Origin of the sequence: Sphaerochaeta sp., assembly GCF_050256055.1 — a bacterium.
Lineage (GTDB): Bacteria > Spirochaetota > Spirochaetia > Sphaerochaetales > Sphaerochaetaceae > Sphaerochaeta.
Genome location: NZ_JBFWIJ010000011.1, coordinates 14,975 through 40,963 on the forward strand (window position 1 = coordinate 14,975; position 25,989 = coordinate 40,963).

General features: G+C 52.5%; 22 protein-coding genes. 6 read left to right on the forward strand and 16 right to left on the reverse strand.

Annotation, left to right across the window (positions count from 1 at the left end):
* Positions 1-4 precede the first annotated feature (4 nt).
* The 4 genes from efp to AB7C91_RS06105 all read left to right on the forward strand — a co-directional run bounded on the left by efp (position 5) and on the right by AB7C91_RS06105 (position 3,885).
* Positions 5-568, forward strand: a complete 564-nt coding sequence (gene efp / locus AB7C91_RS06090) for an elongation factor P (RefSeq protein WP_332447115.1) — start codon at positions 5-7, stop codon at positions 566-568.
* A 200-nt stretch (positions 569-768) separates the two neighbouring features.
* Positions 769-2,049: an ABC transporter substrate-binding protein gene (locus tag AB7C91_RS06095; protein WP_332447114.1), complete on the forward strand. Its 1,281-nt coding sequence runs from the start codon at positions 769-771 to the stop codon at positions 2,047-2,049.
* A gap of 71 nt (positions 2,050-2,120) precedes the next feature.
* Positions 2,121-3,035: a sugar ABC transporter permease gene (locus AB7C91_RS06100; RefSeq protein WP_332447113.1), complete on the forward strand. Its 915-nt coding sequence runs from the start codon at positions 2,121-2,123 to the stop codon at positions 3,033-3,035.
* Between the two features lies 1 nt (position 3,036).
* Positions 3,037-3,885 (forward strand): carbohydrate ABC transporter permease, encoded by an 849-nt coding sequence (locus tag AB7C91_RS06105; RefSeq protein WP_332447112.1) that lies wholly within the window; start codon positions 3,037-3,039, stop codon positions 3,883-3,885.
* Here the strand turns inward: AB7C91_RS06105 and AB7C91_RS06110 are convergent.
* From AB7C91_RS06110 to AB7C91_RS06120, 3 genes are all read right to left on the reverse strand, one after another.
* Positions 3,882-5,957, reverse strand: a complete 2,076-nt coding sequence (locus tag AB7C91_RS06110; RefSeq protein ID WP_428589926.1) for a glycoside hydrolase family 88/105 protein — start codon at positions 5,955-5,957, stop codon at positions 3,882-3,884. The genes AB7C91_RS06105 and AB7C91_RS06110 overlap by 4 nt on opposite strands.
* Positions 5,958-6,044: 87 nt before the next feature.
* Complete coding sequence (gene hcp / locus AB7C91_RS06115) at positions 6,045-7,679, reverse strand: hydroxylamine reductase (protein WP_428589929.1); 1,635 nt, start codon at positions 7,677-7,679, stop codon at positions 6,045-6,047.
* A 22-nt stretch (positions 7,680-7,701) separates the two neighbouring features.
* Positions 7,702-8,025 (reverse strand): cupin domain-containing protein, encoded by a 324-nt coding sequence (locus tag AB7C91_RS06120; protein WP_332447109.1) that lies wholly within the window; start codon positions 8,023-8,025, stop codon positions 7,702-7,704.
* A 177-nt stretch (positions 8,026-8,202) separates the two neighbouring features.
* Between AB7C91_RS06120 and AB7C91_RS06125 the strand changes: the two genes are divergently transcribed.
* A complete protein-coding gene (locus AB7C91_RS06125; protein ID WP_332447108.1) occupies positions 8,203-8,778 on the forward strand; it encodes a manganese efflux pump MntP family protein in 576 nt (191 codons plus the stop codon).
* Here AB7C91_RS06125 and AB7C91_RS06130 read toward each other — a convergent pair.
* Positions 8,775-10,073 (reverse strand): MFS transporter, encoded by a 1,299-nt coding sequence (locus AB7C91_RS06130; RefSeq protein ID WP_332447107.1) that lies wholly within the window; start codon positions 10,071-10,073, stop codon positions 8,775-8,777. The genes AB7C91_RS06125 and AB7C91_RS06130 overlap by 4 nt on opposite strands.
* Positions 10,074-10,190: 117 nt before the next feature.
* Here AB7C91_RS06130 and AB7C91_RS06135 point away from each other — a divergent pair, with 117 nt between their 5' ends.
* Entirely contained in the window at positions 10,191-11,270 is a 1,080-nt protein-coding gene (locus AB7C91_RS06135) for a KamA family radical SAM protein (RefSeq protein WP_428589933.1), read from the forward strand.
* Here AB7C91_RS06135 and AB7C91_RS06140 read toward each other — a convergent pair.
* From AB7C91_RS06140 to AB7C91_RS06195, 12 genes are all read right to left on the reverse strand, one after another.
* A complete protein-coding gene (locus tag AB7C91_RS06140) occupies positions 11,251-12,402 on the reverse strand; it encodes a hypothetical protein (protein WP_332447105.1) in 1,152 nt (383 codons plus the stop codon). The two genes, AB7C91_RS06135 and AB7C91_RS06140, sit on opposite strands and share 20 nt — an antisense overlap.
* A 25-nt stretch (positions 12,403-12,427) precedes the next feature.
* Positions 12,428-13,036 (reverse strand): dephospho-CoA kinase, encoded by a 609-nt coding sequence (gene coaE / locus AB7C91_RS06145; RefSeq protein ID WP_428589936.1) that lies wholly within the window; start codon positions 13,034-13,036, stop codon positions 12,428-12,430.
* Positions 13,036-15,885, reverse strand: a complete 2,850-nt coding sequence (gene polA, locus AB7C91_RS06150) for a DNA polymerase I (protein WP_428589939.1) — start codon at positions 15,883-15,885, stop codon at positions 13,036-13,038. The genes coaE and polA overlap by 1 nt, the downstream gene beginning before the upstream one ends.
* Positions 15,886-15,887: 2 nt before the next feature.
* Positions 15,888-16,661 (reverse strand): MBL fold metallo-hydrolase, encoded by a 774-nt coding sequence (locus tag AB7C91_RS06155; protein ID WP_332447102.1) that lies wholly within the window; start codon positions 16,659-16,661, stop codon positions 15,888-15,890.
* Positions 16,658-16,996, reverse strand: a complete 339-nt coding sequence (locus AB7C91_RS06160; RefSeq protein ID WP_332447101.1) for a hypothetical protein — start codon at positions 16,994-16,996, stop codon at positions 16,658-16,660. The genes AB7C91_RS06155 and AB7C91_RS06160 overlap by 4 nt, the downstream gene beginning before the upstream one ends.
* 97 nt (positions 16,997-17,093) lie before the next feature.
* The gene (locus tag AB7C91_RS06165) at positions 17,094-17,726 is read right to left on the reverse strand and encodes a hypothetical protein (protein ID WP_332447100.1); all 633 of its coding nucleotides are present in this window, start codon (positions 17,724-17,726) and stop codon (positions 17,094-17,096) included.
* Between the two features lie 53 nt (positions 17,727-17,779).
* Positions 17,780-18,400, reverse strand: a complete 621-nt coding sequence (locus AB7C91_RS06170; RefSeq protein ID WP_332447099.1) for a hypothetical protein — start codon at positions 18,398-18,400, stop codon at positions 17,780-17,782.
* A 104-nt stretch (positions 18,401-18,504) separates the two neighbouring features.
* A complete protein-coding gene (locus AB7C91_RS06175) occupies positions 18,505-20,412 on the reverse strand; it encodes an NAD(+) synthase (protein ID WP_428589944.1) in 1,908 nt (635 codons plus the stop codon).
* Entirely contained in the window at positions 20,409-21,566 is a 1,158-nt protein-coding gene (locus AB7C91_RS06180; protein WP_332447097.1) for a class I SAM-dependent RNA methyltransferase, read from the reverse strand. The genes AB7C91_RS06175 and AB7C91_RS06180 overlap by 4 nt, the downstream gene beginning before the upstream one ends.
* Positions 21,550-23,295 (reverse strand): M3 family oligoendopeptidase, encoded by a 1,746-nt coding sequence (locus tag AB7C91_RS06185; protein WP_332447096.1) that lies wholly within the window; start codon positions 23,293-23,295, stop codon positions 21,550-21,552. The genes AB7C91_RS06180 and AB7C91_RS06185 overlap by 17 nt, the downstream gene beginning before the upstream one ends.
* A 10-nt stretch (positions 23,296-23,305) precedes the next feature.
* Positions 23,306-24,661 carry a sigma-54-dependent transcriptional regulator gene (locus AB7C91_RS06190; protein ID WP_428589948.1) on the reverse strand — a complete coding sequence of 452 codons (1,356 nt, stop codon included), beginning with the start codon at positions 24,659-24,661 and terminating at the stop codon, positions 23,306-23,308.
* The gene (locus AB7C91_RS06195; protein ID WP_332447094.1) at positions 24,658-25,983 is read right to left on the reverse strand and encodes a sensor histidine kinase; all 1,326 of its coding nucleotides are present in this window, start codon (positions 25,981-25,983) and stop codon (positions 24,658-24,660) included. The genes AB7C91_RS06190 and AB7C91_RS06195 overlap by 4 nt, the downstream gene beginning before the upstream one ends.
* Positions 25,984-25,989 lie beyond the last annotated feature (6 nt).

Sequence of the window (25,989 nt, forward strand, 5' to 3'; positions counted from 1 at the left end):
TAGCATGATTAAAGCAGGTCAAATCGATAAGGGAACCGCCTTGTTGATCAAAGGACAGCCCTTTGTTTGCATCGACCGTGAATTTGTGAACCCCGGAAAGGGTTCTGCATTCGTTCGCCTCAAGCTCAAGAGCCCTGCTACCGGTCAGACGCTCAGTGAGACGATGAAAAGCCAGGACAACGCTGAGGATATCACCGTGGTCGATAGAGACTGTCAGTATCTGTACAACGATGGGGAGCATTTCCACTTCATGATGACCGATACGTTTGAACAGATCGAAGTTCCCATGGCAACCTTTCCCGATTATGAATTCTTGATGAAGGACGGTGAAACCTACCGTTGCACCTTCTGGGAAGCACAATTGCTGGATATCCAGGTTCCGCCCAAGGTGGTATATCTGGTGGCAGAGGCTGAGGAAGCCGTCAAGGGTGATACCGTACAAGGTGCAACCAAGTATGTTACCACCGAAACCGGACTGAAGGTTCGCGTTCCCATTTTCATCAAACAAGGTGAGAAGATTCGGGTGAATACGGAAACCAAGGAATATCTGGAACGGGTGAACAGCTAGGCTGAACGTTTCCCTTGCAACCTCCAAACTATCGTTTGGAGGTTTTTCTTCGCCCGTTTCCTTGGATATTTCTGTCTTATTCCGACCAACTCTTGGATTATTCATACCTATTAATTCCTTACTTAATAACACTTAAAAAGTTTTGACTTCTCAAAGCAACCCTCCTACAATACAAGTAGCGAAAAAAGGAGAGTAGCAATATGAGAGGAAAAACATTTCTGATCATCGTACTGGCTGTCATGCTGTTGGTGCCGAGCTTCGTCTTCGCCCAAGCCACAGCGGAACAGCCCAAGGAATCATCGATGCGTCTGGCATGGTGGGGCAATCCGACCCGTGACGAACGCACGCTCAAGGCGGTGGAGATGTTCCAGGCCAAATACCCGGAAATCAAGGTTGAGACGGAGACCACCGGTTGGGGCGGTTACTGGGACAAGATGAACACCCAAGCCGCAGCGGGAAGCCTTCCTGACATCATGCAGCACGACTATGCATACATGCTGCAATGGGTGCAGCGCAATCAACTCGCCGATCTGACTCCGTATGTGCAGAAAGGAATCATAGACCTTTCAAAGGTCAATGAATCCTTCCTCTCCGGGGGAAGAGTCAACGGAAAGCTCTACGGCATCAGTTTGGGAACCAATGCAGTTTGTCTGACCTACGACCCGGCGGTATTGGCTAAGGCCGGCATTGCCGAACCGGACAGCGCAACCTGGACCTGGGACGACTTTGAACGCATCGCGTTGGAGATCTACAAGAAGACCGGCGTACAAACCATTCCGTTCTTCACCACCGACCCGAAGGTAGGATTCGACAACATGATCCGCCAAAGCGGAGCCGCCACCTATGGGAAAACCGGTCTTGGCTTTACCGATCCCTCAATCCTGAAGGAATTCTACGCCATCCAGCTCAGATTGCAGGATGCCGGCGCCTTGATCAAACCGGAAGTGGCCTTCGTACTGGTAACCCCGGAGGAAGGGGAATTTGCCAAAGGCCGTTCCTGGGTTGAATTCATCTGGTCCAACCAATTCGTCTCCACCCAGGCTGCAGCAAAACGCCCGCTCAAGTTGGCACTGCTGCCCAACATCAAGAATCCAAAGGCAAAAGGAACCTTCCTCAAACCTTCGATGTTCTTCTCGATTCCCGCGTCTGCAGAGAATCCCGAAGCAGCTGCCAAGTTCCTCAACTATTTCCTCAACGACCTATCGGTCAATGATGTGTTGATGGGCGAACGAGGGGTGCCCATTCCTGATGATGTACGCGAGCACATGGCTACCAAGGTGGACCCGGTGAACAAGCAGATTTTTGAATACATCAGCCTTGCTTCCCGGAATGCAGGCCCGATCGACGCTCCCGATCCAGCAGGAAGTGGAGAATTCCTGAAAATGGTACGTGACGTATCCCAAGAGATCCTGCTCAAGAAAGTCAGCCTCGACGAAGGGGTTGCAAAAATCATGAGCAAAGGAAACGAAATTCTCAAGTAATCATGCACACGCACGGGGGCTGCCCGACGGCAGTCTCCCCTCTTGGCCCTATTCATTTTCAAGGAGCACCCATGAAGCAGCGAGTATTGCACAAACAATCCTGGAGGGAGGACCTTTCAGGCTATGCGTTCATCAGCCCTTGGCTGCTTGGATTCATAGCCTTTTCCATAATTCCCATCCTCTTTTCCCTGTACTATTCCTTCACCGATTATGACATACTGGGCAAACCGGTCTTCAACGGCCTGGAGAATTTTCGGAAAATGGCTCATGACGACCTCTTCTGGCAATCCTTGAAAGTAACCTTTTTCTATGCCTTTATTTCTGTGCCGCTGCGACTTGGATTTGCCTTTTTTGTAGCGATGCTTTTCAATCGCGGGACCCGGGCCATCCGATTGTATCAGGCAATCTATTATGTTCCATCCCTTGTCGGCGGCTCAATCGCCGTAGCAGTGATGTGGCGCAGGCTCTTCATGGCCGATGGTGCATTGAATGCAGCGTTGGCCAAAATCGGCATCATCACCGATACCTCTTGGATCGGCAATCCGGATACCGCCATCTGGACTTTGATCATTCTGGCGATCTGGCAGTTCGGTTCATCCATGCTGATCTTCCTTGCCGGACTGCGTCAGATTCCCAAGGAATTGTATGAAGCGGCCTCCATCGACGGGGCAGGGCCGCTGCGCAAATTTTCCAGCATTACCGTGCCCCAGATCACACCGGTACTCTTCTTCAATCTGGTCATGCAGCTGATCAACGGGTTCACCGTCTTCACCCAGGCCTTCGTGGTATCGGGGGGGACCGGAGATCCGTTGAATTCCACGTTGGTTTATGCACTGTACCTCTATCAACGTGCATTCAAGTACTACAACATGGGATACAGCAGTGCCATGGCATGGGTGTTGGTCCTCATCATCGGTTTGATGACGGCTTTTGTCTTCAAGACTTCCAACTCCTGGGTGTTCTATGAATCAAAGGAGGGCAAGTAAGATGCATGGATACAAAGCCAAACACCTGCTGGTGCAAAGCATCTTCCACATCGTGGTAATCCTTCTGGGATTTCTGATGCTCTACCCGATTCTCTGGATGATCTCCAGTTCCCTGAAGGCGAATGCGGAAATTTTCAATACCACGACCCTGATACCGTCCTCCTGGCATTTCGAGAACTATTTGCGTGGGTGGAAATTCAACAATTCCATCACGTTCACCACCTTCTTCGCCAACTCATTCTATTATACGATTCTTTCGAGCCTGGGAGCCGTCATGGCTTCATCCTTGGTTGCATATGGGTTTGCCCGCATCCCGTTCAGAGGGCGATCATTCTGGTATGCAGCCATGTTCCTGACCATGATGATACCCTACCAAGTGGTCATGATCCCCCAGTTCATCATCTTCCATAAAATCGGGTGGATCAACAGTTTCAAGCCCCTGGTCATCCCCCAGTTTGCAGGACTGCCCTTCTTCATCTTCCTGATGGTGCAGTTCATCCGCCAGATCCCCTATGAGCTGGATGATTCGGCAAAGATCGACGGATGCAATCGGTTCATGATCTATGCGCGCATCCTCTTTCCCTTGATCAAACCTGCGGTCATCACCAGTACCATCTTCAGTTTCTATTGGAGATGGGACGACTTTCTCGGTCCCCTGCTCTATCTGAACAAACCCAAGCTCTTCACCGTCTCGCTTGCGCTGCGCATGTTCAGCGACCCGATGACCTCCACGGACTGGTCTGCCATCTTTGCCATGGGAACGCTCAGCCTGCTTCCGGTCCTACTCATCTTCCTACTCTTCCAGAAGTACATCGTCCAAGGATTGGTGACCACCGGTTTGAAGGGCTAGCCGAGTTTTTGTGCTTCACACAAGCTAAGCAGAACGATCCCGATCCCATGGGTGTCATCCAGACGGGGAAGCAGCTGATGGGCATAGTATTGACGGGAGCAGGAAAACTCCGAACCTCTGCAGACTCCCCAGACATGCCCCTCTGAATCGATGGCCGTCTCCTTTAGAGCCTGCACCGCCTTCAGGCACGCCTGTCGATATGGCTCTCCGTCAGGGTACCAACCGCTTCGGACACCTCGGGAGAAGGAACAGGCAAACATGGCCGTACAACTACTCTCCTCATAGGACTGAGGCATGTCCAATACTTGGTGGAACATGCCATTTTCCCCCTGAAGACGTAGTACACCTTTGCTGAGACCCTGAAACAACGAAAGCAGCGCATCACGCTTGGGGTGGTCGACATCGAGGACGGTGAGCAATTCGGATAGGCTGAACAAGGCCCAGCCGTTTCCACGCCCCCAGGGGATGCCCGTCACCAAATTCCGCTCGAAGTCATAGACATGACTCATCAACTGTTCTTCCTGCAGAAAGAGATACTTGGAAAATCCGAAGAACTGATGCACTGCATCTTCCAAATATTCAGGGTTGTTGCGATAGGCGGCATACCGGCACAAAAATGGAACCGACATGTACAGATCATCCACCCACAGCGTGTTCTCATGAAAGGTATGCATCAGACCGGTACGAAAGAACGTTCCGTCCGAGAGCCTTGGCTGGGTCTTGGACAGGTAGTTGCCCACCACCTCCATCAAAGGAGCATAGTCGTGAAGTTCATGATCCTTCGCCACTTCCAGCAGGGTGGAAGCAAAGGAACCGCAGTCATCGAGACTATCGAGGCTGGTCATCAGATGATGGACTGCTGTGGCACCGCCCAGATGTTCGGCATCCCAGCATGCATAAGCATAGGTGTCGATACTGCTTTGGATATGTCGATTTATATAGGAATGGATGCGATTCGATAGTTCCGGTTCCGTCGGCTTGAGCATCCGTTCGGTTTCCACCAGACCATAGAGAGTCACCCCCAAAGGATAGTTCCAATGACCGAACAACACATTGTCGTTGTACATTCTCAAATAGGTTGAGACTCCCTCCAAGTGCCAGAAATCCTGACCCTGAGAAGTGGCGAATGGTTTTGAGCATTGGACGATAAAGCCTTCCGGTCGCATGTCGAAGGGACCGGCGAACAGATACCGGTAGGAGCTGTTCAGATCCAAGACGGGGGTGTGGCAGAACAGCGGAGCGTTCGTCCTAGCTTCCTTGATCGAGAGTTCGAACCCGTCCCCCACTTTCGCATAGCAGACCAGATCATGATCGCCCTCGGAAAGCTCCACCGAACCGGTGATGCTTTTCCCATCGATGGAGAGCTCTGCGTTGCAGATGACATTGCACCATGTACTTGTGTCCAAATGCAAAGCGGTGGCGACAACAACATACGATTGCGCGGATGCATCGTTAAATATCCGACCAAGATCCACTGCATCATCCTTGAAGTCCGGTAATTCAGGCAACCAAGCCAGGACATTCAGGTGTTGGGCATCCAACACATCCAATTGATTCTCCAGCGTCTTGGAATAACAGAATCCTTCCTGTTCCGGATACAAATCGGGCATAAGAAAATAATAATCCAATTTCCCGACCCAGGTACCGAACTCCCCTCCGAAACCTCCACTGGTATTCTCGCACTCCAGCACCACGTCATTGAAACCTTCGTGCATCACAAGCTCGAAGATTTGCTTGGAACGGGCACGCTCGGAAAAGATGTCGCTCTGGGCGGCGAGCACCCCGTTGACAAACACCCGTATCGGACCGTAGGGGATCAAGGCAAAGCGCAGATTCATGACCATCGGTGCCTGATAGCGTCCCCAGAGATAGGAAAAGGTCCCCAGCTTCGCATCCGGAAGCAACACTTTCAGATCCGCAAGGTATCGATAATCCTCCCTGCGGTAGATGCCCCGCTTCATGAAGGGACGATAGGTATACCCCCCTCGTTCATGCACAGAGAGATAGCGAGAGGCAATCGTCCGTGCAGCTTCCTGATCGGATGCCGTTCCCATATGTTTTGTTCTGTCCATACTCCAAGTATCGTATCGAACGACGCTGGATGCAAGAACAAACACGAAATGGGAGCTTGCGCTCCCATTTCCGATACTGAGGATTACTCAGCCTACCAAAATCTGGAGGTCATCCTCCACCGAGGAAATTCCGGCAATGCCGAAGTTTTCCACCAGTACATTGGCTACATTCGGAGAGAGGAATGCAGGCAAGGTGGGTCCAAGATGGATGTTCTTCACTCCCAGATAGAGCAAGGCAAGCAACACGATGACCGCTTTCTGCTCATACCATGCAATGTTGTAGGCGATCGGCAGGTCATTGATGTCGTCCAGACCGAAGACTTCCTTCAACTTCAAGGCGATGAGCGCCAAGGAATAGGAGTCGTTGCACTGACCGGCGTCCAACACACGGGGGATCCCGCCGATGTCACCGAGATTCAGCTTGATGTACTTGTACTTCGCACATCCTGCAGTGAGAATGACCGTGTCCTTGGGCAGCGCCTTTGCAAACTCGGTATAGTAATCCCTGCTCTTCGAGCGACCGTCACAACCGCCCATGACGACGAACTTCTTGATCGCTCCACTCTTCACCGCATCGACGATCTGGTCGGCGAGGGCGAATACTTGCTCGTGCGCGAATCCACCCACCAGCTCTCCGCTCTCAATCTCCGTCGGAGCCGGGCAAGTCTTTGCCAAGGCGATGATCTCGGAGAAGTCCTTCGTATCGCCGACTCCGCCCTCAATGTGCTTGCATCCCGGGAATCCAGTAGCTCCGGTGGTGAACAACCGGGTCTTGTAGGACTCGGCGGGAGGAACGATGCAGTTGGTTGTCATTAGGATCGGACCGTTGAAGGATTCGAACTCCTTCTTCTGCATCCACCATGCGTTTCCGTAGTTGCCGATGAAATTCGGATACTTCTTGAATGCCGGATAATAATGGGCGGGAAGCATCTCGGAATGGGTATATACATCGACACCGGTTCCCTGGGTCTGCTCAAGCAACATCTCCAGATCCCTCAGGTCATGACCGCTGATGAGGATGCCAGGGTTCTTGGCGACACCAAGCTTGACCTTGGTGATCTCGGGGTTGCCGTATGTGCTGGTATTCGCCGTATCCAGCAACGCCATCCCTGCCACACCCCATTTCCCCGTCTCCAGGGTAAGAGCGACCAACTCCTCGACACGCTTCTCTTCCAGAAGATCGGCAAGCGCGGTCTGGATGAATGCATCAAGTTCCTCATTGTCGTTGATCAGATTGTTGGCGTGCTTGGAATAGGCACTTACCCCTTTCAGGCCGTAGGTGATCAACTCCTTGAGACTGCGGACATCCTCATTAGCTTCTCTGAGCACGCCCACCTGCTTGGAAAACCCGGCATAGGAGGCACTATCCAGATTATCGAACAGAGCAGCCTCGGCAAGCCCTTCCTTGTTGGACAGAGAGGCAAACAGAGCCTGCTTGGTCTTGATGGTGAGCACAATCCTGTCCACGATCATGGCATCATCGAAATTTGCATTGGTGATGGTGAGAAAGAGATTGTAGGTGACCAGATGATTCACATCCTTGCCTACCGTCTTTCCTTCTGCACGAGTTCTCACTGCCACTTGGCTCAAGCCTTTGGTGACCCAGATCAACAGATCCATGAGATTAGAGGTTTCGGGCTGCTTACCGCACACCCCAATTTGTGTACATCCAAAATTCCGTGCGGTTTCCTGACATTGGAAACAGAACATCTTATTGTCCATCGTGTATCTCCTTGTAGAATTCTTAGAAAATGACGACCAGAAACATCTTGAAACGTTCCGGGGCATAGATTGCATGCGCTACATTGCTGGGCATCAGAATCGACTGTCCAGCATGGATCGTGGAGACTTTTCCATCAATGGTGATCTCACCGGTTCCATCCAAGGCAATCAGCAATGCATCCCCGCCGCTGGCGTGGGTGCTGATCTCCTCACCTTTCTCGAAGGCGAAGAGGGTAAGACTATGGTGTGTGTCCTGTGCCAAGGTCTTGCTGACCACCTGCCCCGTTTGATACTGGATCTGCTCGGCAAATGTCATGACTTCTGCAATCTTGAAATTCTTGATCATACCTATTGTACTCCTGTATGGGCTTTCGCCCTTCCCTACAGGTAGAGAATACCCTGCATCACGGCAAGCGTATGTTGGAAATACAACAAATTAAATATTTCTTGATTTTTAGGGAATTCTTGTCCTTCCTGCGGAAACCCCCTATACTTTACCAGTCTTCATCGTGGGGGTACTCGTTTGGGAATCATTGAACTGTTGCTGGTGTCCGTAGGTCTTGCCATGGATGCGTTTGCCGTGTCTCTGTGCAAAGGACTGCGCATGCGCAGGATCAAGTATGCCCAAGCACTGGTAATCGCGCTTTTCTTCGGTTTCTTCCAAGCAGCCATGCCTCTATTGGGATGGGTACTGGGACTCCAGTTCGAGCGTTACATCACCGCCATCGACCATTGGATCGCCTTCATTCTCTTGGGAATCATCGGAGCAAAGATGCTCTACGACTCCCTTACCGAAGACCCTTCCTGTCCCATCGAGAGCGTAGAGCATCTCGATCTCAAGGAGCTGCTGCTCCTTTCCATCGCCACCAGCATCGACGCACTGGCGGTAGGCATCACCCTTGCATTTCTGAAAACCGATATCATCCGCTCGGTCTCCTGCATCGGACTGATCACCTTCGTACTTTCCTTCGCCGCGGTTGCCATCGGAAACCGATTCGGCAACCGCTTGCAAAGCAAAGCAGGAATTGTGGGAGGAGTCACCTTACTGGCGATCGGATTGAAAATCCTCCTCTCCCATCTGGGAATCCTTCCTTTTTAGGATTCCAATTGGTCATCCTCGGGTTCTCCCCGATGGACACTGCCCATCAAGAAGAAGGCTACCAGCATGGAAGCCGAACCGTAGAGGAAAATTGCCCTGAAACCGAAGGCGTCAATGAACGCCCCGGTTATCGGGGGCGAAATGATGGAAGCCAATTGACTGAAGAAATAATACAACCCGGTATAGATTCCCACCGTCTGATAGGTCGACATCTGCCAAAGCATCGGGAAACTGTTGGTAACGACCGAAACCCAGAAGATACCGAAACAGAAGAGTAAGGCCCAGAAGGTATACTGCCGGACAGCGGCACTCATGGATGCGGTGAGCGGATCATGGAAGAAAATTCCCGCCAGCAAAACCACCAGAACCATGAGGGAGAAACGGATCGTCTTCTTTCTTCCCAACCGATGGGCTACGATGCCGCTCGGAATGGCAAAGATGGCATAGGCAATGCCCACCATGCCTGCAGCCAGGCTGGCGGTACCACTGCTGGTCTTCAGAATATCCTTGCTGTACAACCCCACGAAGGGGAGAATCCCCTGGTAGCCGATGAACCAGAACAGCAAGGACAGGAGGATGAACAGGGCACTCTTGTCCTGTTCTGCAAATATCACCTTCAAGGAGTGGAGGATCGGTTCCTTCTTTTCCGATTGCTCATGGTCTACGGCTTTCTTCTCCTTGACGAAGAAGAACAGAAGAAGCACGGCAATGATGATGAGAATCGAGGAGATGGGGAATGCAAGGATGTCCTTGGTCGGGCCGCGGCCGGGAAGATTGATCGGAACGTCCATCAGACGGGCCAATCCAACCGTCCCGACGATAGTGGCAATGCCTCCCATCGTGTTGATCACCCCGTTGGCCTCACTTCTCAGATTACCGGGGATCATGTCGGGCATGAGCGCCACGACCGGACCGCGCACTGCCTGTTTGAACAGGTTGAGGATGAAGATCAACAGGATGAGCAGCCAAAGGCTGGACAGCGCCGAATAGGGAATCAGGCCGAAAGCGACGGCGGTTACCGGCAGGCAAATAACGATGAAGGGCATCCGCCTTCCGATCCTGGTATGGGTCCGGTCGCTGATGGCACTGAATACAGGAATCAAGAAGATGGCCAACATGTTGTCAAAGGTCATGATGGAACCGATCAAAGCTTTCGATTCTACAAATTTAGCCAGAAAAATGGGAACATACGTATCATACAGTGGATCCATCAACCCCATGGTGAAAAAACCGAGACCGATCAGAAAGGTGGTGAGATAATACCCCTTCAGACCTCGTTTCTGGTGTGTAGCCATACTCGTACGACTCCTTTGCGTGATGCAGGTGGTATGAGTGTACCATATAAACAGACAAAAGGGAGAAGCTTTCCTCCATGTCTGGACGAAATCCTTGGTTTAGGCTACACCATCTGCATGCAAGCAACACCGACACACACGATCATCAAGAGCAAGGAAGAGCTTTCAACATACCTACAGCTTACAAAATCAGAACAGTTGTTCGACCAAGACAGCACCACCACCCTTCCCCTACGCATCCCATCCTATTTTCTCAACCTCATCGATCCTGACGATCCCAATGACCCGCTTCGCAGACAGGTGGTTCCCACCGATGCAGAACAAATCTTCATCCAGCAGGAATATCTGGATCCGTTGGCCGAGGTCGATCACAGTGTAACCGACCGCTTGATCCATCGGTACCCGAGCAGGGTGGCTTTCCTGACCACCGACGTCTGTGCCATGCACTGCAGGCATTGCTTCCGTCGAAGATTCACCGGAACCTTCCAAGGTCCCGCTACCGCGCAACAAATAGACGAAGCTGCCGCCTATGTGGCTGAGCATCCCCAGGTCAAGGAGATACTGTTTACCGGGGGGGATGTCCTCACCCTTTCGGACAGTAATCTTTCGGCGATGATCGAAGCTTTCCGCTCCAAACGGCCTGACCTGGTCATCAGGCTCTGTACCCGCATGCCGGCAAGTTATCCGATGCGCATCACCCAAGCTTTGGTGGACATGCTCAAAACGCATGCCAGCGCACCGTTTTATCTGATGACCCAATTCAATCACCCCCGGGAGTTGACCGAACAAGCTTGCCTCGCCGTCAAACGGTTCGTCGATGCAGGAATCCCTGCAATGAACCAGACGGTACTGCTCAAAGGCGTCAATGATGATGCTGACACCTTGGAAGCGTTGTGCAACTCGTTGGTATTCAACCGGATCAAACCGTATTACCTCTTCCAAGGGGATCTGGTATCGGGAACCAACCATTTCAGGGTCCCGCTGGAACTGGGGTTGGCCCTTGAGAAGGAACTGAGAAGAAGGCTTAGCGGGCTTGCCATGCCCCTGTATGCTGTCGACCTTCCCCAAGGGGGAGGCAAGGTTCCCTTGACCACAGGATACCTGTCTGAACAATCAGGTTGCGGCCGGTGGGAATTCAGAACGATTGACGGTGAACGGAGGGTCTACCCGGATCCGATTACGGAGCCAGACGCTTGAGCACCTCGTCGATGGCTTTGGTTCGGATATCCTGTCGCTGCTGCTCATACACTACCGGATCAAGATAGACAACCTGGGGTTTCTCCTCGAAAACCGGGAGGGTGATCGGTTCGAGCCCTTCCTTCAGAACCGGCTGGCTGGGTGTTTGTTCAACACTCACCACTGGTTGGGTGACGACAGGCGTCGGGGCGACGGTGGCAGTCGGCTCGACAGCAGGGACAGCGACCGGTTCGACTGTCGGTACCGGTTCAACAGCAACGGGCTGTGCAACCGTTTCCAACGCAGGCATCGGTTGCTCCACTGCATTCACGTTCACCGAGGGAACTGCAGGGGCAGCAGGAACACGAACCAGCGGCATCTTCGCCACATAGGCATCGACTTGGGAACGAACCGTCCCTTCCATACCATCCAACAAGGAAGGAACCAGATCCTTGATGATCTGATTACGATAGGAATCATAGAGCGCAAGCAGATCAGCCTCACCCAATCCCTTGGGCAGTTTCTCCGCGAAATAGGCAAGATAGCTATCCTTGTTCGCCTCCAGCTGGGCGACCACCTGCTTGACCACCATGGGTATCATGCCATCGACAATCTGGGGAATGTACGCCTCGACGGAAGCCTTGGCATCCGAGATGGTTGTATTCATGGTCTGGGTGAGGGACGACCCATACGCCAGGCCTTCGCTGCGCAAGGCTTGCACCTGCGTATTCACATAGGATTCCAAGGAGGAAACCGTTGAAGCCTCGAGTGACTTCTGGATGCCAGCTGCAGTACTTTGCCACTGCTGTTTCAGCTGGTCAAGAAGCAACGGCTGCAAAGAAGAGGCAAGGGAAGCGACAAGTGTCTGGTCCGAAAGCAATTGGGTCTTGATTGCATCGGTCAAGGTCGGTTCCAATTGTTCCTTGAGCTTGGGAAGCAACTGCGCCTCCAAGGCAGAGGTATCGGCGACCTGTTCCACTACCGGCTTTCTAAGCGGAGGGGTGACTTCCATCAATGGTTGGGTCTGTCGAAGTTTTGCTTGGGCTAGAATCTCATTGGGGACTCCCGGACGCAGATACCAGAGGCCCGCAAAGGCGAAGAGCGTCACGACAATGGTGATGACCAGCAAATTGATCCGTACCGATTTCTTCATTTCAAACCCTCATACTGACACGATTTCAACCTGAATGGGAAATCTTGATTCCTATCGTAGCACAATAGGTTGCAACTTGTCGATGAATTAACCGTTTGGAGTGGCTATTGCGCATACGTTCACATGCGACAGCGCTTCCGATCGCATGAAAGGTAATGTCTTTTTGGGCACGCTCTCGTGCGAGGAAACGACGCCAAGACAACGACTCCCGTTTTCTACATCGCAAAAATCGAAGCCAAAGCGGAGCATCGATGAAGAGCACCCGATCACAGAGCGTCACCAAACCCATCCGTTTGAGTAGGGCTGCATTGAGGATGACGGCAGCAGTTGGCTGCGATCGTTCCGCATCAATGATGGCCTTGCACGCCGACACCATCTTCGGATGGGTGATGGACTCCAGCAATTGCAGTTTTTCCGGATTGGAAAATACCAAGGCTCCAAGCGCCTTGCGGTCGATTCGTCCGTCGGTGAACACGGCAGCTCCGAACGCCTGAAGCAATTCGTCCTTGCTTTGTTCAAGTGCGTCATGTCCCAGCAGATCCACATCAATCACTTTGCACCCCGCCTGAGCGAATACCTCGGCATATTGGTTCTTCCCTGCACATGCCTTTCCGGTCAATCCAATGACCATCATCAGTGTATTTCCCCCCAATCCTTCCCCACTTCAATACTGGTCTTCAACGGGACACTCAATTCAGCCGCTTTCTCCATGGCTTCCTTGACGACTACTTTTGTTTGTTCGATTTCCGCCTCGGGCACCTCGAATACCAGTTCGTCGTGTATCTGAAGCAACAGATGAGCAGAGAGCCCGGCTTGGGCAAGCATGCCGTCGACCCGAAGCATGGCGAGCTTCATGATGTCGGCTGCACTACCCTGGATTACCGTGTTGACGGCAATGCGTTGGGCTTTGGCCCGTTCAACGGCACTGCGGCTGTTGATTTCCGTAATCGTCCGCACATGTCCGAGCAAGGTGGAAACATAACCATCCTGCTCAGAGCGGAGTCGCGTTGTTTCCACAAAAGCCTGCACGGCACTGTATCGTTCGAAATACTGGTCGATGAACTGTTTCGCCTCGGCATGGCTGATCATCAGATCGGTAGCAAGACTGTGCACACCCATGCCGTACATGACGCCGAAGTTGATCGTCTTGGCAATCCTTCGCTGGTCGGCGCTCACCTCCTCAAGCGGAACATCAAAGATGAGGCTTGCCGTCGACCGGTGAACATCGACCCCCATTGCGAACGCCTGCTTGAGCCCCGGGTCATCAGCCATATGGGCAAGGACCACCAATTCAATCTGCGAGTAGTCGGCGGACAGAAACACGCAACCAGGTTTAGGGATGAAGGCGGAACGAATCCGCCGTCCTTCCTCGGTTCTGACCGGGATGTTCTGTAGGTTCGGGTCCTTGCAACTGAGCCTGCCGGTTTCCGTGCCCGTCTGGGAGAAGGAGGGGTGGATGCGTCCGGTTTTGGGATTTATCTGCTGCGGAAGCTTGTCGATGTACGTAGTCTTGAGCTTGTTGAGCATGCGGTACTGCAAGAGCAATTCCACTTCAGGATAGGTGGAACGAAGCGGTTCCAATACATCGGTGGACGTGGAGAATCCTGAGCGTGTCTTCGCCCCGGTGGGAATTTCCCGCTCGACGAACAGCACCTGCTGCAACTGCTGCGGGGAGTTGAGATTGAACTCATGACCGCAAAGAGAAAAGACCTGTGCCTTGATGGCTTCGATCCTTTGGTCGAATTCGCTTGTCAGCGGCTCGATCAAGGTCCTTTCCAAATGAATACCCGCCATTTCCATCCTTGCGATGATCAAGAGCAACGGCATTTCCACCGCGGTGAGAAGTCTCTGCAAACCTCTTGCCTGAAGCAACTCACTGAACAACCGGTACAGGCGGAAGGTGATCTCTGCATCCTCGGCTCCATAGAAGACCGCCTGATCCAAGGCAATATCGCTGAGCTGGCTTCCCTTGGGCACGATGTCGGTATAATGGACCGTCTTGTAGTCCAGATACTTCTCGGCAAGAAAATCCATGTTGAACGTCGAGGTACTGTCGAGCAACCAGGCCGCAACCATGGTGTCGAACACCAGATTGGCTGGAACGATACCCCATTGGCAGAGCACCTTGTAGTCATATTTGAAATTCTGGCCGACCACGGGAAGCCGCTTCGTCTGGAGATACTCGATGAGCACCCGCTTGACGGCATCCTTGTCGAGCAAGGGACGTCCTTCATGGACCAAGGGAACATAGTAGGCGGTCCCCTCCTCCCAACAGAAGGAAAATCCTATGACTTGGGCGACCATCGCATCCAAGCTGGTCGTCTCGGTATCGAAAGCGACCGGTTTGTGCGTAGCCTCAGCTTTGGCGAGCAGCCGCGTAAGCTCCTCCAGCGTAGTTACCGCCTGGTAGTGAGCCGGTGTCTGGGTTGATGACTTTGCCTCCACAGGTTGCATACGAGCAGGCACTTCCACCTGTCCAACTCTTCCCAGCTCCTTGATGATGGTTCGCATCCCGATCTGTTGAAACAAGGGAATGGCCGCCTCATAGCGCACATCCCTGACCAGAAACTGTTCGGTATCGAATGTCTCTACTTGGAACAGGTCGCGCCTGAGTTCCACCAATTCCTTGCTGAGCTTGGCGTTCTGCTCCCCTTCGGCAAGTTTTTTCTGCAGACCGGGGGCGATCAACCTAAGATTTGCATAAATACCTTCCAGCGTCTCGAATTGTTGCAGCAGCTTCACCGCTCCCTTCTCGCCGATGCCTTTCACGCCGGGCACATTGTCCGAGGAATCCCCGAGCAGGGAAAGATAGTCGACAATCTGGTTCGGCTTGATCCCATACTCCTCCTCTACTTCCAGGCACCCCATCAGTCGATAGAATTTCTCATGTTTCTTCGCCGGCCGGAGCGCAAAAGTATGGTCGTCCACCAATTGCAGCAGATCCTTGTCCCCAGTGAACATGATTGTATCGAGCTGGTGACGCGTCGCCTCCTCGCTGAGGGTTGCGATGATGTCATCCGCCTCATATCCATCCATCGCGATAGTAGGAATATGCAGGGCTTTGAGAATCGACTCGATCAGGGGGACCTGTGTATGCAGGTCTTCGGGAGCCGCTTCCCGGTTGGCTTTATACGGTTCGTACAAGGTATGGCGGAATGTCGGGCCTTTGCTGTCCATCGCCACTACCAGATAATCGGGATTGTACTCCCTGATCAACTTCAACACGGTGGAGAAGAACCCGTAGACGGCCGAGATGTTGTTGCCTTGCGTGTCACGCATCGGGTTGGCGAAAAACCCGTAATACGAGCGGTAGATCAAGCCGTATCCATCAATGATGTACAACTTTTTCAAGTCCCCGAACCTCGCCGGCTGTGGGCTGGGATCAGGTTCCTTTTGTTTCGGTGGTATGGACAACGGGCGGTTCCCGGCTTCGGCCTTCAGGGTTTCCTGGTCAAATTCCTGTTCAGTGAACAACTCATCCATTCCTAGCCTCCTATCGAGCAAGTCAAGGTATCATAGGCAACATGAAAGCCTTCGGGTAATTCGGCTTGAAGCCCTTGGTGACTCAGTCCGTGGCTGAGATGGGTGAAATATACATCCTTCGCCCCCACGCTTTTTGCGAACGCAGTGGCTTCGAAAACACTGTAATGAGTCGGATGCGGCCAATACCGCAATGCCCCCACCACCAAGACATCGAGATCCTGAAAATACGGGATGCTTTGTTGAGGAACCTCACTGCAATCAGTGGCATAGGCGAATGATCCGATACGAAAGGCAAAAATCTGTTTTTTCCCATGCAGGATGGGGATCGGGGTAACTTCGAAAGAGGAAATGCACACCGTTTCATACGCCTTGAGCGTATGTATGTTGAGGTGGGGGATCCCTCCTGCGACATCATCGCCCCCCAGAACATAACTGAACCGGCTCTCGATGGCCGATGCCACCTCCTCAGAACAGTATACATCCAAACTGCGGTCCCTGCAGAACACCCTCAGATCGTCAATACCGTTGAAATGATCGGCATGGTCATGGGTATAGAGCACGGCATCAAGCTTGGTCAGATTCGAACGGAGAGCCTGAAGTCGGAACTCAGGGGTCGTATCGACGAGCAGGGTATGTTCTCCTTCCCTGAGCAAAATGCTTGAACGGTATCGCTTGTCATGGACGTCGGAAGACATGCAGACCGGGCAGGTACACCCGATTACCGGAATACCATGGCTTGTTCCGGTACCAAGAAAAGTGACTTCAAATGCCTTCATTTTGCCATATCCGTCACTTGCTTCAGCGCATCCTGCAGGACCTGCTCGCCCTGTTTGGCAGCATCAGTGAGCTTTTGCTGTACCTCTTTGCTGGAAAGCAACGACTGCAGTCGGGCAAATGATTCCTTGGTGAATTCGGGATTGTTCCTGACTTGGTCAACGGCACCATTGACGGCATCGAGCACCAACGCATTGACCGTCCCTGCGCGATAGGCGAAGCTAACTCCCAAAAACTGCATGCTCATGCTGGGAATGAAGAAATACATGATGAAGAAGGACAGAACCGCCACCGTTATGGAGGACAGAAATGCATGAAAGAACCCTTTTTTTGCCATGGTGATCTCCTTTGGACACTGTATCATACTTGGCCGAAGGCGAAAAGGAATTCAGGCCCGGATTTCTCCGGGCCTGAGGATACCATGCAGCAAGCTATTAGAACAAGGAGAACAGCAGGGAAACACCAACCGTTCCATTATCAAGATTTGCATTGAACAGCTTGTTCACATCCTGATAGTTCTTGAACGTGTAATCGGTATTCAACGTGTAGTTCAAACCGAGCATGAGACTGCCGAGGTTGAAATCCACCGTTGCACGATAGGCAACCGGGGAATTGATGAAGGTCTCGCCCAAGGAATCGAGGGTCGTTGCATTATCATTCGCATCGAAAATGGTGAATGCACCAGTATCGTTGTTCATTCGAACGATCCAGTTGGGCCCCATGCCGAAGCCGAGGCGAAGCAGACCGAGCAGATCCATGGAAATACCGGCGGTGCTCAAGGTCTCGATCTTGGTGTAATCAACACTATCGATGGTTTCCTTGGAGAACTTGCCGACCAGATCCACTTCGGCAATCAAGAGTTTGGCGCGAACATCAGCACCGAATGCATAGTTCTCGATCTTACTGAAGCCAGTATAATCCTCGCTATCCAAAGCGGTTTTGATCTGACCGAAATTCTGGTTGTACTGGGCAGTTACACCAAGGCTCAGATCAACGACAGCAGCACTCAGGGCCGCAGGAAGTACTACACACACCACAAGAAGCGTAACCAAGAATTTCTTTTTCATTGAAAACCCCTTTTTTCCAGTTTACCTGTCAAAGATTCATTTGTGTTCTAAATCTAGAACATTTTTAATGCCAACGCAAGGGAAAGAGTACCCTTTTCAACAGCAAAGGCACTCCACCAAGCATTGTTTTCCAATACCGCACCCAACGTTGTCTGACTTTCCATCAGATATCGAAGGGAAATCCCAATCGGGCCAAGCTCGGAAGCCAACCCTGCCTGCAGATACACCGGGCTGTCCAACATCGCCTCACCGAAGGACTTATGCTGGGCGTCGACGGTATTCCCATTCGACAGTTGATAATATGCGCGAGCATTGGAAGACTCCGAAGGAATATAGGTGACACTGGCTCCAGCCCCCATTTCCAGTGAAAGCAAAGAACCCAGAATCGGAAGATTCAACGAACCCATGCCGATGAGCAGCACTCCCTGTCCATCATTCTCACATACCATGGGGAACACCATCGCCTGTGCTTGCACGAAGGCCAACCTTGCACTGACCTCACCGCCGAACAACCAATTGTCCGGATCCTGGATACCCAGGGAAAATTCGGTCGGTTCAGCCGGGGAATAAGCCGCCCCGAATCCAAGGCTTACATTCACAAGGCTTCTCGCTCCAACGGAGACAGGAAGCAACAAACTGACGACGGCCACCAAGGCCAGGAACTTCTTTTGCATGTACGATGTCGACTCCTCACCTCTATAACAGTTGCAAAGAGTCGATGACTACAGGAAATCCATAAAAAATTTTGTTGAATTCCAGTACTATTTTGCTATAAGTTTTACAGCCGATCCAATTCTGTCATCCATAGTTGGTAGGAGGCATCACTATTCATCCGCCAGTCCCCTCGTGGAGACAGGGCGAGAGAACCGATCTTCGGTCCGTCAGGCATGCAGGAACGCTTGAACTGCTGGGTGAAGAACCTGCGGTAGAAGGTCTTGAGCCATTTCAGGATGAAAGCCGGTTCATACTGGCCTTCGAAGGCCTTCAACGCCAAACGATAGACTTTCTGTGGAGAAAAACCCCATCTGATCGCCTGATAGAGGAAGAAATCGTGCAGTTCATACGGCCCCACCAGATCCTCGGTCACCTGGCTGATCGTCCCATCCCCATGGGCAGGCAGCAACTCGGGGCTGACCGGCGTCGCCACAATATCGAGCAATACCTTCCTCGTCGCCGCATCACTGATGGAAGCCACATGTTTGACCAAATGCCGTACCAAGGTTTTCGGAACCGAAGCATTGACGCCGTACATGGACATATGATCCCCGTTGTAGGTAGCCCATCCCAATGCCAACTCGGATAAATCCCCGGTTCCCACCACCAATGCGTTGAGCTTGTTGGCTAAATCCATCAGTACCTGGGTCCGTTCGCGCGCCTGGCTGTTCTCATAGGTGACATCCAAAACCTCTGGATCATGATCGATATCCTTGAAATGCTGAGCCACCGCCTTGGCTATGGAAATGGTCTGCAATTCCACGCCCAAAGCCTTGGCAAGCTTGGTCGCATTGCCCCGGGTACGCTTGGTCGTCCCGAACCCGGGCATCGTCACCGCAAGAATGTTGCTTCGATCCAATTTGAGCAAATCAAACGAACGGACACTCACCAAAAGCGCCAAGGTGGAATCCAAGCCACCGGACAAACCGACCACGACCCGTTGGGATTTTGTATGCATGAGTCGTTTTTTCAGACCAAGCGCCTGAAGCGTAAGGATCTTCTCACAACGAAGTGCCCGTGATTCTTCATCCTGGGGGACGAAAGGAGCTTTGTCCACATACCGAGTCAATGTACAACTCTTTTCGGACAAGCTGAACGAAATCTGTTGGTAGGATGCCTTGGGAACCTTGAAATTATTCAAGCGCATCCGTTCCAACGCCAATTTCTGGACATCTATCTCGGTGACCAGGAGCGCATCGCTCACCCCGAATTGTTCGGCCAGCCGGATACCGTCCTCATAGATGAGGTTATGCGGACAGAACACCAAGTCGGTTGACGATTCTCCTTCCCCAGCGTCGCTGTACAGGTATGCAGCGACAAGGCGTGCACTTTGGCCCGAAACCAAGGACCGGCGGTATTCCTCCTTGCCCACCAGTTCGTCACTGGCCGAGCAGTTGACGATTACCGTCGCTCCGGCAAGGGCATGGTCGACGCTCGGCGCCTGTGGCACCCAGAGGTCCTCACACACCTCGCAAGCCAACACGAATTGTGCAAGATTGCTGCAGGTGAATAAAAGTCGGGTACCGAACCAAGTCTCCTGGCCCAACACATCAACCATCATATTCCGGTCCTCGGGAACCGCGAACCAACGCTTCTCATAGAATTCTTGGTAATTGGGAAGATTCTGCTTGGGAACAATACCGAGAATCCGTCCCTTCTGTACTACCACCGCACAGTTGTACAGCCTTGACTGCACGACCAACGGGCAACCGAGGACCAACAACAAATCATTTGACCGGCTTTCCTCCACAATAACCTGCAACGCCTCCAATGCCCCTTCCTGCAGCGAAGTTTGGAAAAATAGATCGGCACAGCTATAGGAAGTGACAACCAATTCCGGGAGCACGAGAAGCCTGACCTGGCGGGCGACGGCCTCACTGATGCGCTGCAAAATTGATTCGGTATTGAAACGGCAATCGGCAACACGTACCGAGGGGGATGCTACTGCACAGGTGATGAATCCGTCGTTCATGCTTGTTTCTCCATACGGTCGAGGACGACCACCACCTCTTGGTGGAAAGTCTGAGGATACAGGTGGAACACCCTGACACTGGTTGCAGTGTAGCCCTCAGCGGCAAACCGTTGCAAGTCACGAGCCAAGGTGACACTGTAACAGGACACATAGATGATTCGTTTCACCTTCCAGGAGGCGATGAGAGAGGGCACCGTCGCATCCAGTCCGGTACGGGGAGGATCGACGACCACCGTATCCACCTGCTCCTTGCGCCCCTTCGCCCATATTTCCACCGCTTCGGCATAATAGGAACAGAAGGGAACATTCCGCTTGGCGAAGGAAAGACAGAGTTTCTGTTTTTCCACTGCGATGACCTTCCGTCCTGCCTGCTCAAGAAAGGCGCTGAAGGTACCCACCCCGCTGTACAGATCCATCACCACCGACCCGAGTGCCTTGGATGCCACATATTCGGCAAGAGCGGAGACCAAAAACCGATTCGATTGGAAAAAGACCTCACTGGACAGAAAAAACCGCTTTCCCCCTACGGTGGTCATCACCTCTTGGTCCAACACGGAAAGCCCATCATCCGAGGCGAAGACGGGAACCTCGATATACCGCCCCTTCCCTCCCTTGTTGGCAAACATCAGACGCCTTGCTGCAGCAAACAACGGTTCAGGCTCCGTCAATAATGCTTGCAACGCATCCACCAGAACGGGACACGAGTCGATCGGAACCAAGGTATTGGACTTTCTTGCAAGAAATCCTACTTGCTTTGCATACAGATCCACATGAAAACGGACCCGGTTACGGTAGTTCCAGGCCTGGCCGGTCACCACCGGTTCAACCGTGCAGGATTGCAGATCGACACCTCCCAGACGCACCAGGTTGTCAAGCACGATCTGCTCATTCAGCAACGCCTGGTAGCCATCCTCGGCATACTGGAAGTCACACCCTCCGCATACTCCGTAATAGGGACATGCAGGCAGGCGCCGATGCTCATTTGCCTCAATCAGTTCATCAACCGTAGCCGTCGCCCAGCCTTGTTTTTCCTCGAAAAGGGAAACCTTTACCAATTCCCCCGGCAAGGCATCCTCGACAAACACGCGTTTGCCTTCCACTGTACGTGCCAGGCCGTTCCCCCCATGGACCAACTTCTCAATGCGACAAAGCATCTTCCAGTTCCTTGACATACGTCTCAATAATGGACATCGCATGCTGCCAGAATGCAGGATCGGCCAAGTCGATCCCGGCCTGCAAGGCAACCTCTCTGGCCGGCAAACTTCCTGCCGCACCGAGCAACGCCTCATACTGCTTGTCGAATCCGGGCCCCACTTCCGTACTCTTCTCATACAAACCGAGTGCGAACAACTGACCGAACGCATAGGGATAATTGTAGAAGGAGAATCCCTGTGAATAGTAATGGCCTTTGGCCGCCCACATGTAGGGATGGTATTCGACCAGACCGTCTCCATACGTACGTTTCTGGGCATCCTCCATCAAGGTGCAGAATTGGGCCGCCGTCAACTCGCCCTCCGCCCGTTGTTCAAATACCGCCGACTCAAAATAGAATCTGCTGAGAATATCCACACACACCTGACAGGCATCCTGCAGGAAATGTTCCACCAAACCCAGCCGCTGTTTCACATCGCTTTGCTGTAATGCACCCTGGAATACCAGAAATTCGCTGAAAATCGAGGCTGTCTCAGCCAGTGTCATGGGATAAGTCCGCATCAGATGGCTCTTATCCATGACAATGTGGTCATGCCACGCATGGCCGAGCTCGTGGGCAAGGGTGGAAACTCCATTGAAGGTATCATCGAAATTGGAAAGAATCCTGCTCTGCTTGGCGATCGGAAATGCCGTATCGTAGGCTCCACCGACTTTGCCCTTCCTGCTTTCCGGATCAATCCAACGATTGGCAAAAGCCTGGGAAGCGAATGCCCCCATATCCGGTGAGAAACGGGTGAATTGCTCGATGATGAACGTTTGGGCCTCAGCATAGCTGAATGAGCTTTGGGTTGCCTCTAGCGGTGCGAACAGATCGAAGAAGGCACAACCGGGAAGTCCCAGAAGGGTGGCTTTCGCCTTCAGATACCGTCTGAAGAGACCAAGATTGGCCTCCAATGTAAAGATCAGTGCATCCAGAACCGGTCGGTCGATCCGCGATTGGCTCAGGGATCGCTCCAAGGGCGAAGCATAGCCGCGCTTTTTGTCCAAGGTGAGGGTGGTACCCTTTACGCCATTCAATGCTGCGGCAAACGGGATTTCATACTGCCTGAAGAGCGCGATTTCCTGCGCAAAGGCTTTTTTTCGGATAGCCCGGTCGGCATTGGTGGCCTCGTTGCGCAACTGTACAACGGTTTTGGTCGTCTGCTCGTCCCAGACGCTGCCGATGCTCGACCCCATTGCTTCCTGCAACCGGGAAAAGGCATCGCAACCCGATCGAGCAAGATCGCTGGCCAAAGCTTCCAAATCAGGATCCAGCAAATGGCTCTGTTCCTCCAAAAGTTCGGTCAACACGAACCGATAGGAACGCAGAGCCTGTCCATCTTGGGTCAGCCGCAATACCTCGTCTTTTCGTGAGGCAAGAAAATTCAGGAAGGCAACCTCCAGATGTTGGATGGTAAGGGAGGCTTGTTCAACCTGTCCCACTGCCTTCAGAAATACGGAATTGCCGGTGTCGGTGGTCAGACAGGCTGAACTGTAAGCCTGGAGATTTTCATAATAATCCAAAATCCGTTCGTAGCGGGAAATGCATTCACCAACATCACACCGCTCATCCCCAAGATGGGTTTCCAATGCGACCGCATCCTCTGTCATGTGTTTCAAATCGGAAAGGAATTCCTCGCTTTCACAGCCAGGATAGATGGGATTGAGGTCCCACGTAGGCAACAAACTCATACTGCTTCTCCTAAAGGTTCAGATCATACTCGGCAATCTTGTTGATGAGCGTCCGGCGGCTGATACCCAATTCCTCGGCTGCCCGGGTTCGATTGCCTTCCCAACGATGCAGAGCTCGGATGATTGCATCAATTTCCACATCCTTCAGACTTTTTGCCTCGGATGCAATAAGTTTGGGCTCCTCCTTGGTTTGGGTACGCATGGAAACCGAACCTCTGAGATCCAGATCATCACTTTGGATTTCCTCGCCGTTGGTAAAGATGACCGCCCGTTCCAAAATATTTTCAAGCTCCCGGACATTTCCGTAGAAATCGTGATTACAGAGAAGTTCCAATGCATCTGCGGAGAATCCGCTGACCTTATGGCCCATCTGCCGGTTCAACCGTCTGAGGATTCCTGCAGCCAACAACGGGATGTCCTCCCTTCGTTCCCGAAGCGGAGGAATCGAGATGCGTACGACGTTCAGCCGGTAAAACAAGTCCTCGCGGAAGTTCCCGTCACGAACCTGTTGTTCAAGATCCTTGTTGGTAGCCGCGATGATCCGGGCATTGATCGGCATGGCGGTGGTACCGCCCAACCGGGTTATTCTGCGGTCCTGGAGCACCCGAAGGATTTTCACCTGCAGGGAAAGCGGCATATCCCCGATCTCATCAAGAAAGAGCGTCCCCCCGCTGGCGAGTTCGAACATGCCGGTCTTGCGGCTGACCGCCCCGGTAAATGCGCCTTTTTCATAGCCGAACAGCTCGCTTTCCAAAAGATTCTCCGGTACACCACCGATGTTGATAGCCACGAACGGACCATCTTTGACCGGACTGGATGCATGGATCTCGCGGGCAACCACTTCCTTACCGGTTCCGCTTTCCCCGGTGACGAGCACCGTTGAATTGGTATCGGAAATTTTGGTGATGACATCCTTGATCCGCTTGATCGAGGTACTCTCCCCGACGAAAATCTGTTTGTCATCCTCGGTTTTGCTGCGGGTCTCGCTTTCCACCAGATTGCGAAGATTCTGGGCATCGACAAGCTTTTTCAAGCGGATGGTCAGTTCCTCCGGGTCGAAGGGCTTGACGATGTAATCCTGTGCCCCTTCCTTCAAAGCCGACACAGCATCGCTGATTTCCCCGTGAGCGCTGATCATGATGATCGGCATTCTGAACCCCTCTGATCGAATCCAACTGATCAAGGAGAGCCCGTCCATACCCGGCATCTTCAAGTCAACCAGACAGGCATCATAGGCTTGTTCGCGGAGCATCCGCTGGGCGGAAAGCCCATTCTCGGCACTATCGCTCTCAATGCCGTCCAAGCTGAGATACCGCTGCATCAGATCGCGGATATTCGGTTCATCATCCACCAGTAAAATTTTCATTTTGTTTCCTCTTGCAGCAAACGGGGAGCATGGATGGAACGCGGCAAGGTCACCTCCGCCACGGTACCGCCTCCTTCCCGTGCATACAGACGGATATTTCCACCCCGGGCTTTGACAAATTGCTGTGAAATGGACAGGCCGATGCCTGATCCGTGTATTTTGGTCGTAAAGAATGGATCAAAGATTTTCTTCACATCCCCTTGGGGAATGCCATCCCCACGATCCATGACATAGACGTGAACGAACCCGCGTTTGTCGCTGGTAATACGCACTTCGACCTCCGGGTCCCCATCACTTTTGCTTTCCACGGCGTTCTTGAGGAGATTCTCAAAAACCGATCGCGCACGATCCCCATCGATCTCAATCTGTTCCTTCCGGTCACTGCTGAATCGTATCGGCCGATCAAAGCATTTGATCAATGAGGAAAAAAGCTCCGTCAAATCGACGGTTACCGGTGTTCCCAAGGGGTTACGCAGAAAATCACTGACCTTGTTGGTCAGCTGGGTAAGCCGTTGGACCTCCTGTTCCATCAAAAGCAGGTCATGTACATGATCCTTGGGCAGCGTTTTCTTCAGCAAGGCCAATTGGATGGTAATTGCGCTGAGCGGGTTCTTGATCTCATGAGTAAGCGTCCTGGCAGCCTGCCCAAGATTCACCAGGCTTTCCTGCTTGGCAAGGGTCTCCCGGTATCGGCGATTGTTGCGGTAAATACTCAGCACCAACAAAAACAGTCCGATCAAGGTCAATGTCGAGATGAACCCGATTACCATGATCACTACAATCCGATGGTGATAGTTCTGTCCGTCGAAGTGCAGATACAGTACATCGGGGAAATCGATGGGAGTAGGAAGCAAACCGCTTTCGCTGAGCGTCAGTTCGCCGGTATCCAACAGGATGGTCAACCGACTGTAGCGGATGTATTCGATCATGCCGGTTTCCGGATTGTAGGTGGCGGTCCCTGTGTTGCTGCCGTCCTTAGCCAAGGATTGTATGGAGGAAACCCGGTCCAACGGGAGGGTCATGGGGACATTGCCCAGACTCAGAACCTTTCTGCCCATGGAACTGTAGACTCCGATACCTGAGATATGCTCATCCTGCATGGTCTTCAACGCTTTGGAGGTACTGTCCTGCAAGGCAAGAAATACCGAGTTGAAGGCTCGCTCCGCCTCACTTTGCATCCGCAGTTCCTCACGCTCCAATATTGCGGTCGTCAGAAACACGACCAACGCAATGAGCACCAGGAATGCGAAAGACAGTGAGGTGATGACGATGAACGGCTCCTTTGCATCGCCGATCATCCATCGCGTTCTCTTTGCGTTCACCCTATC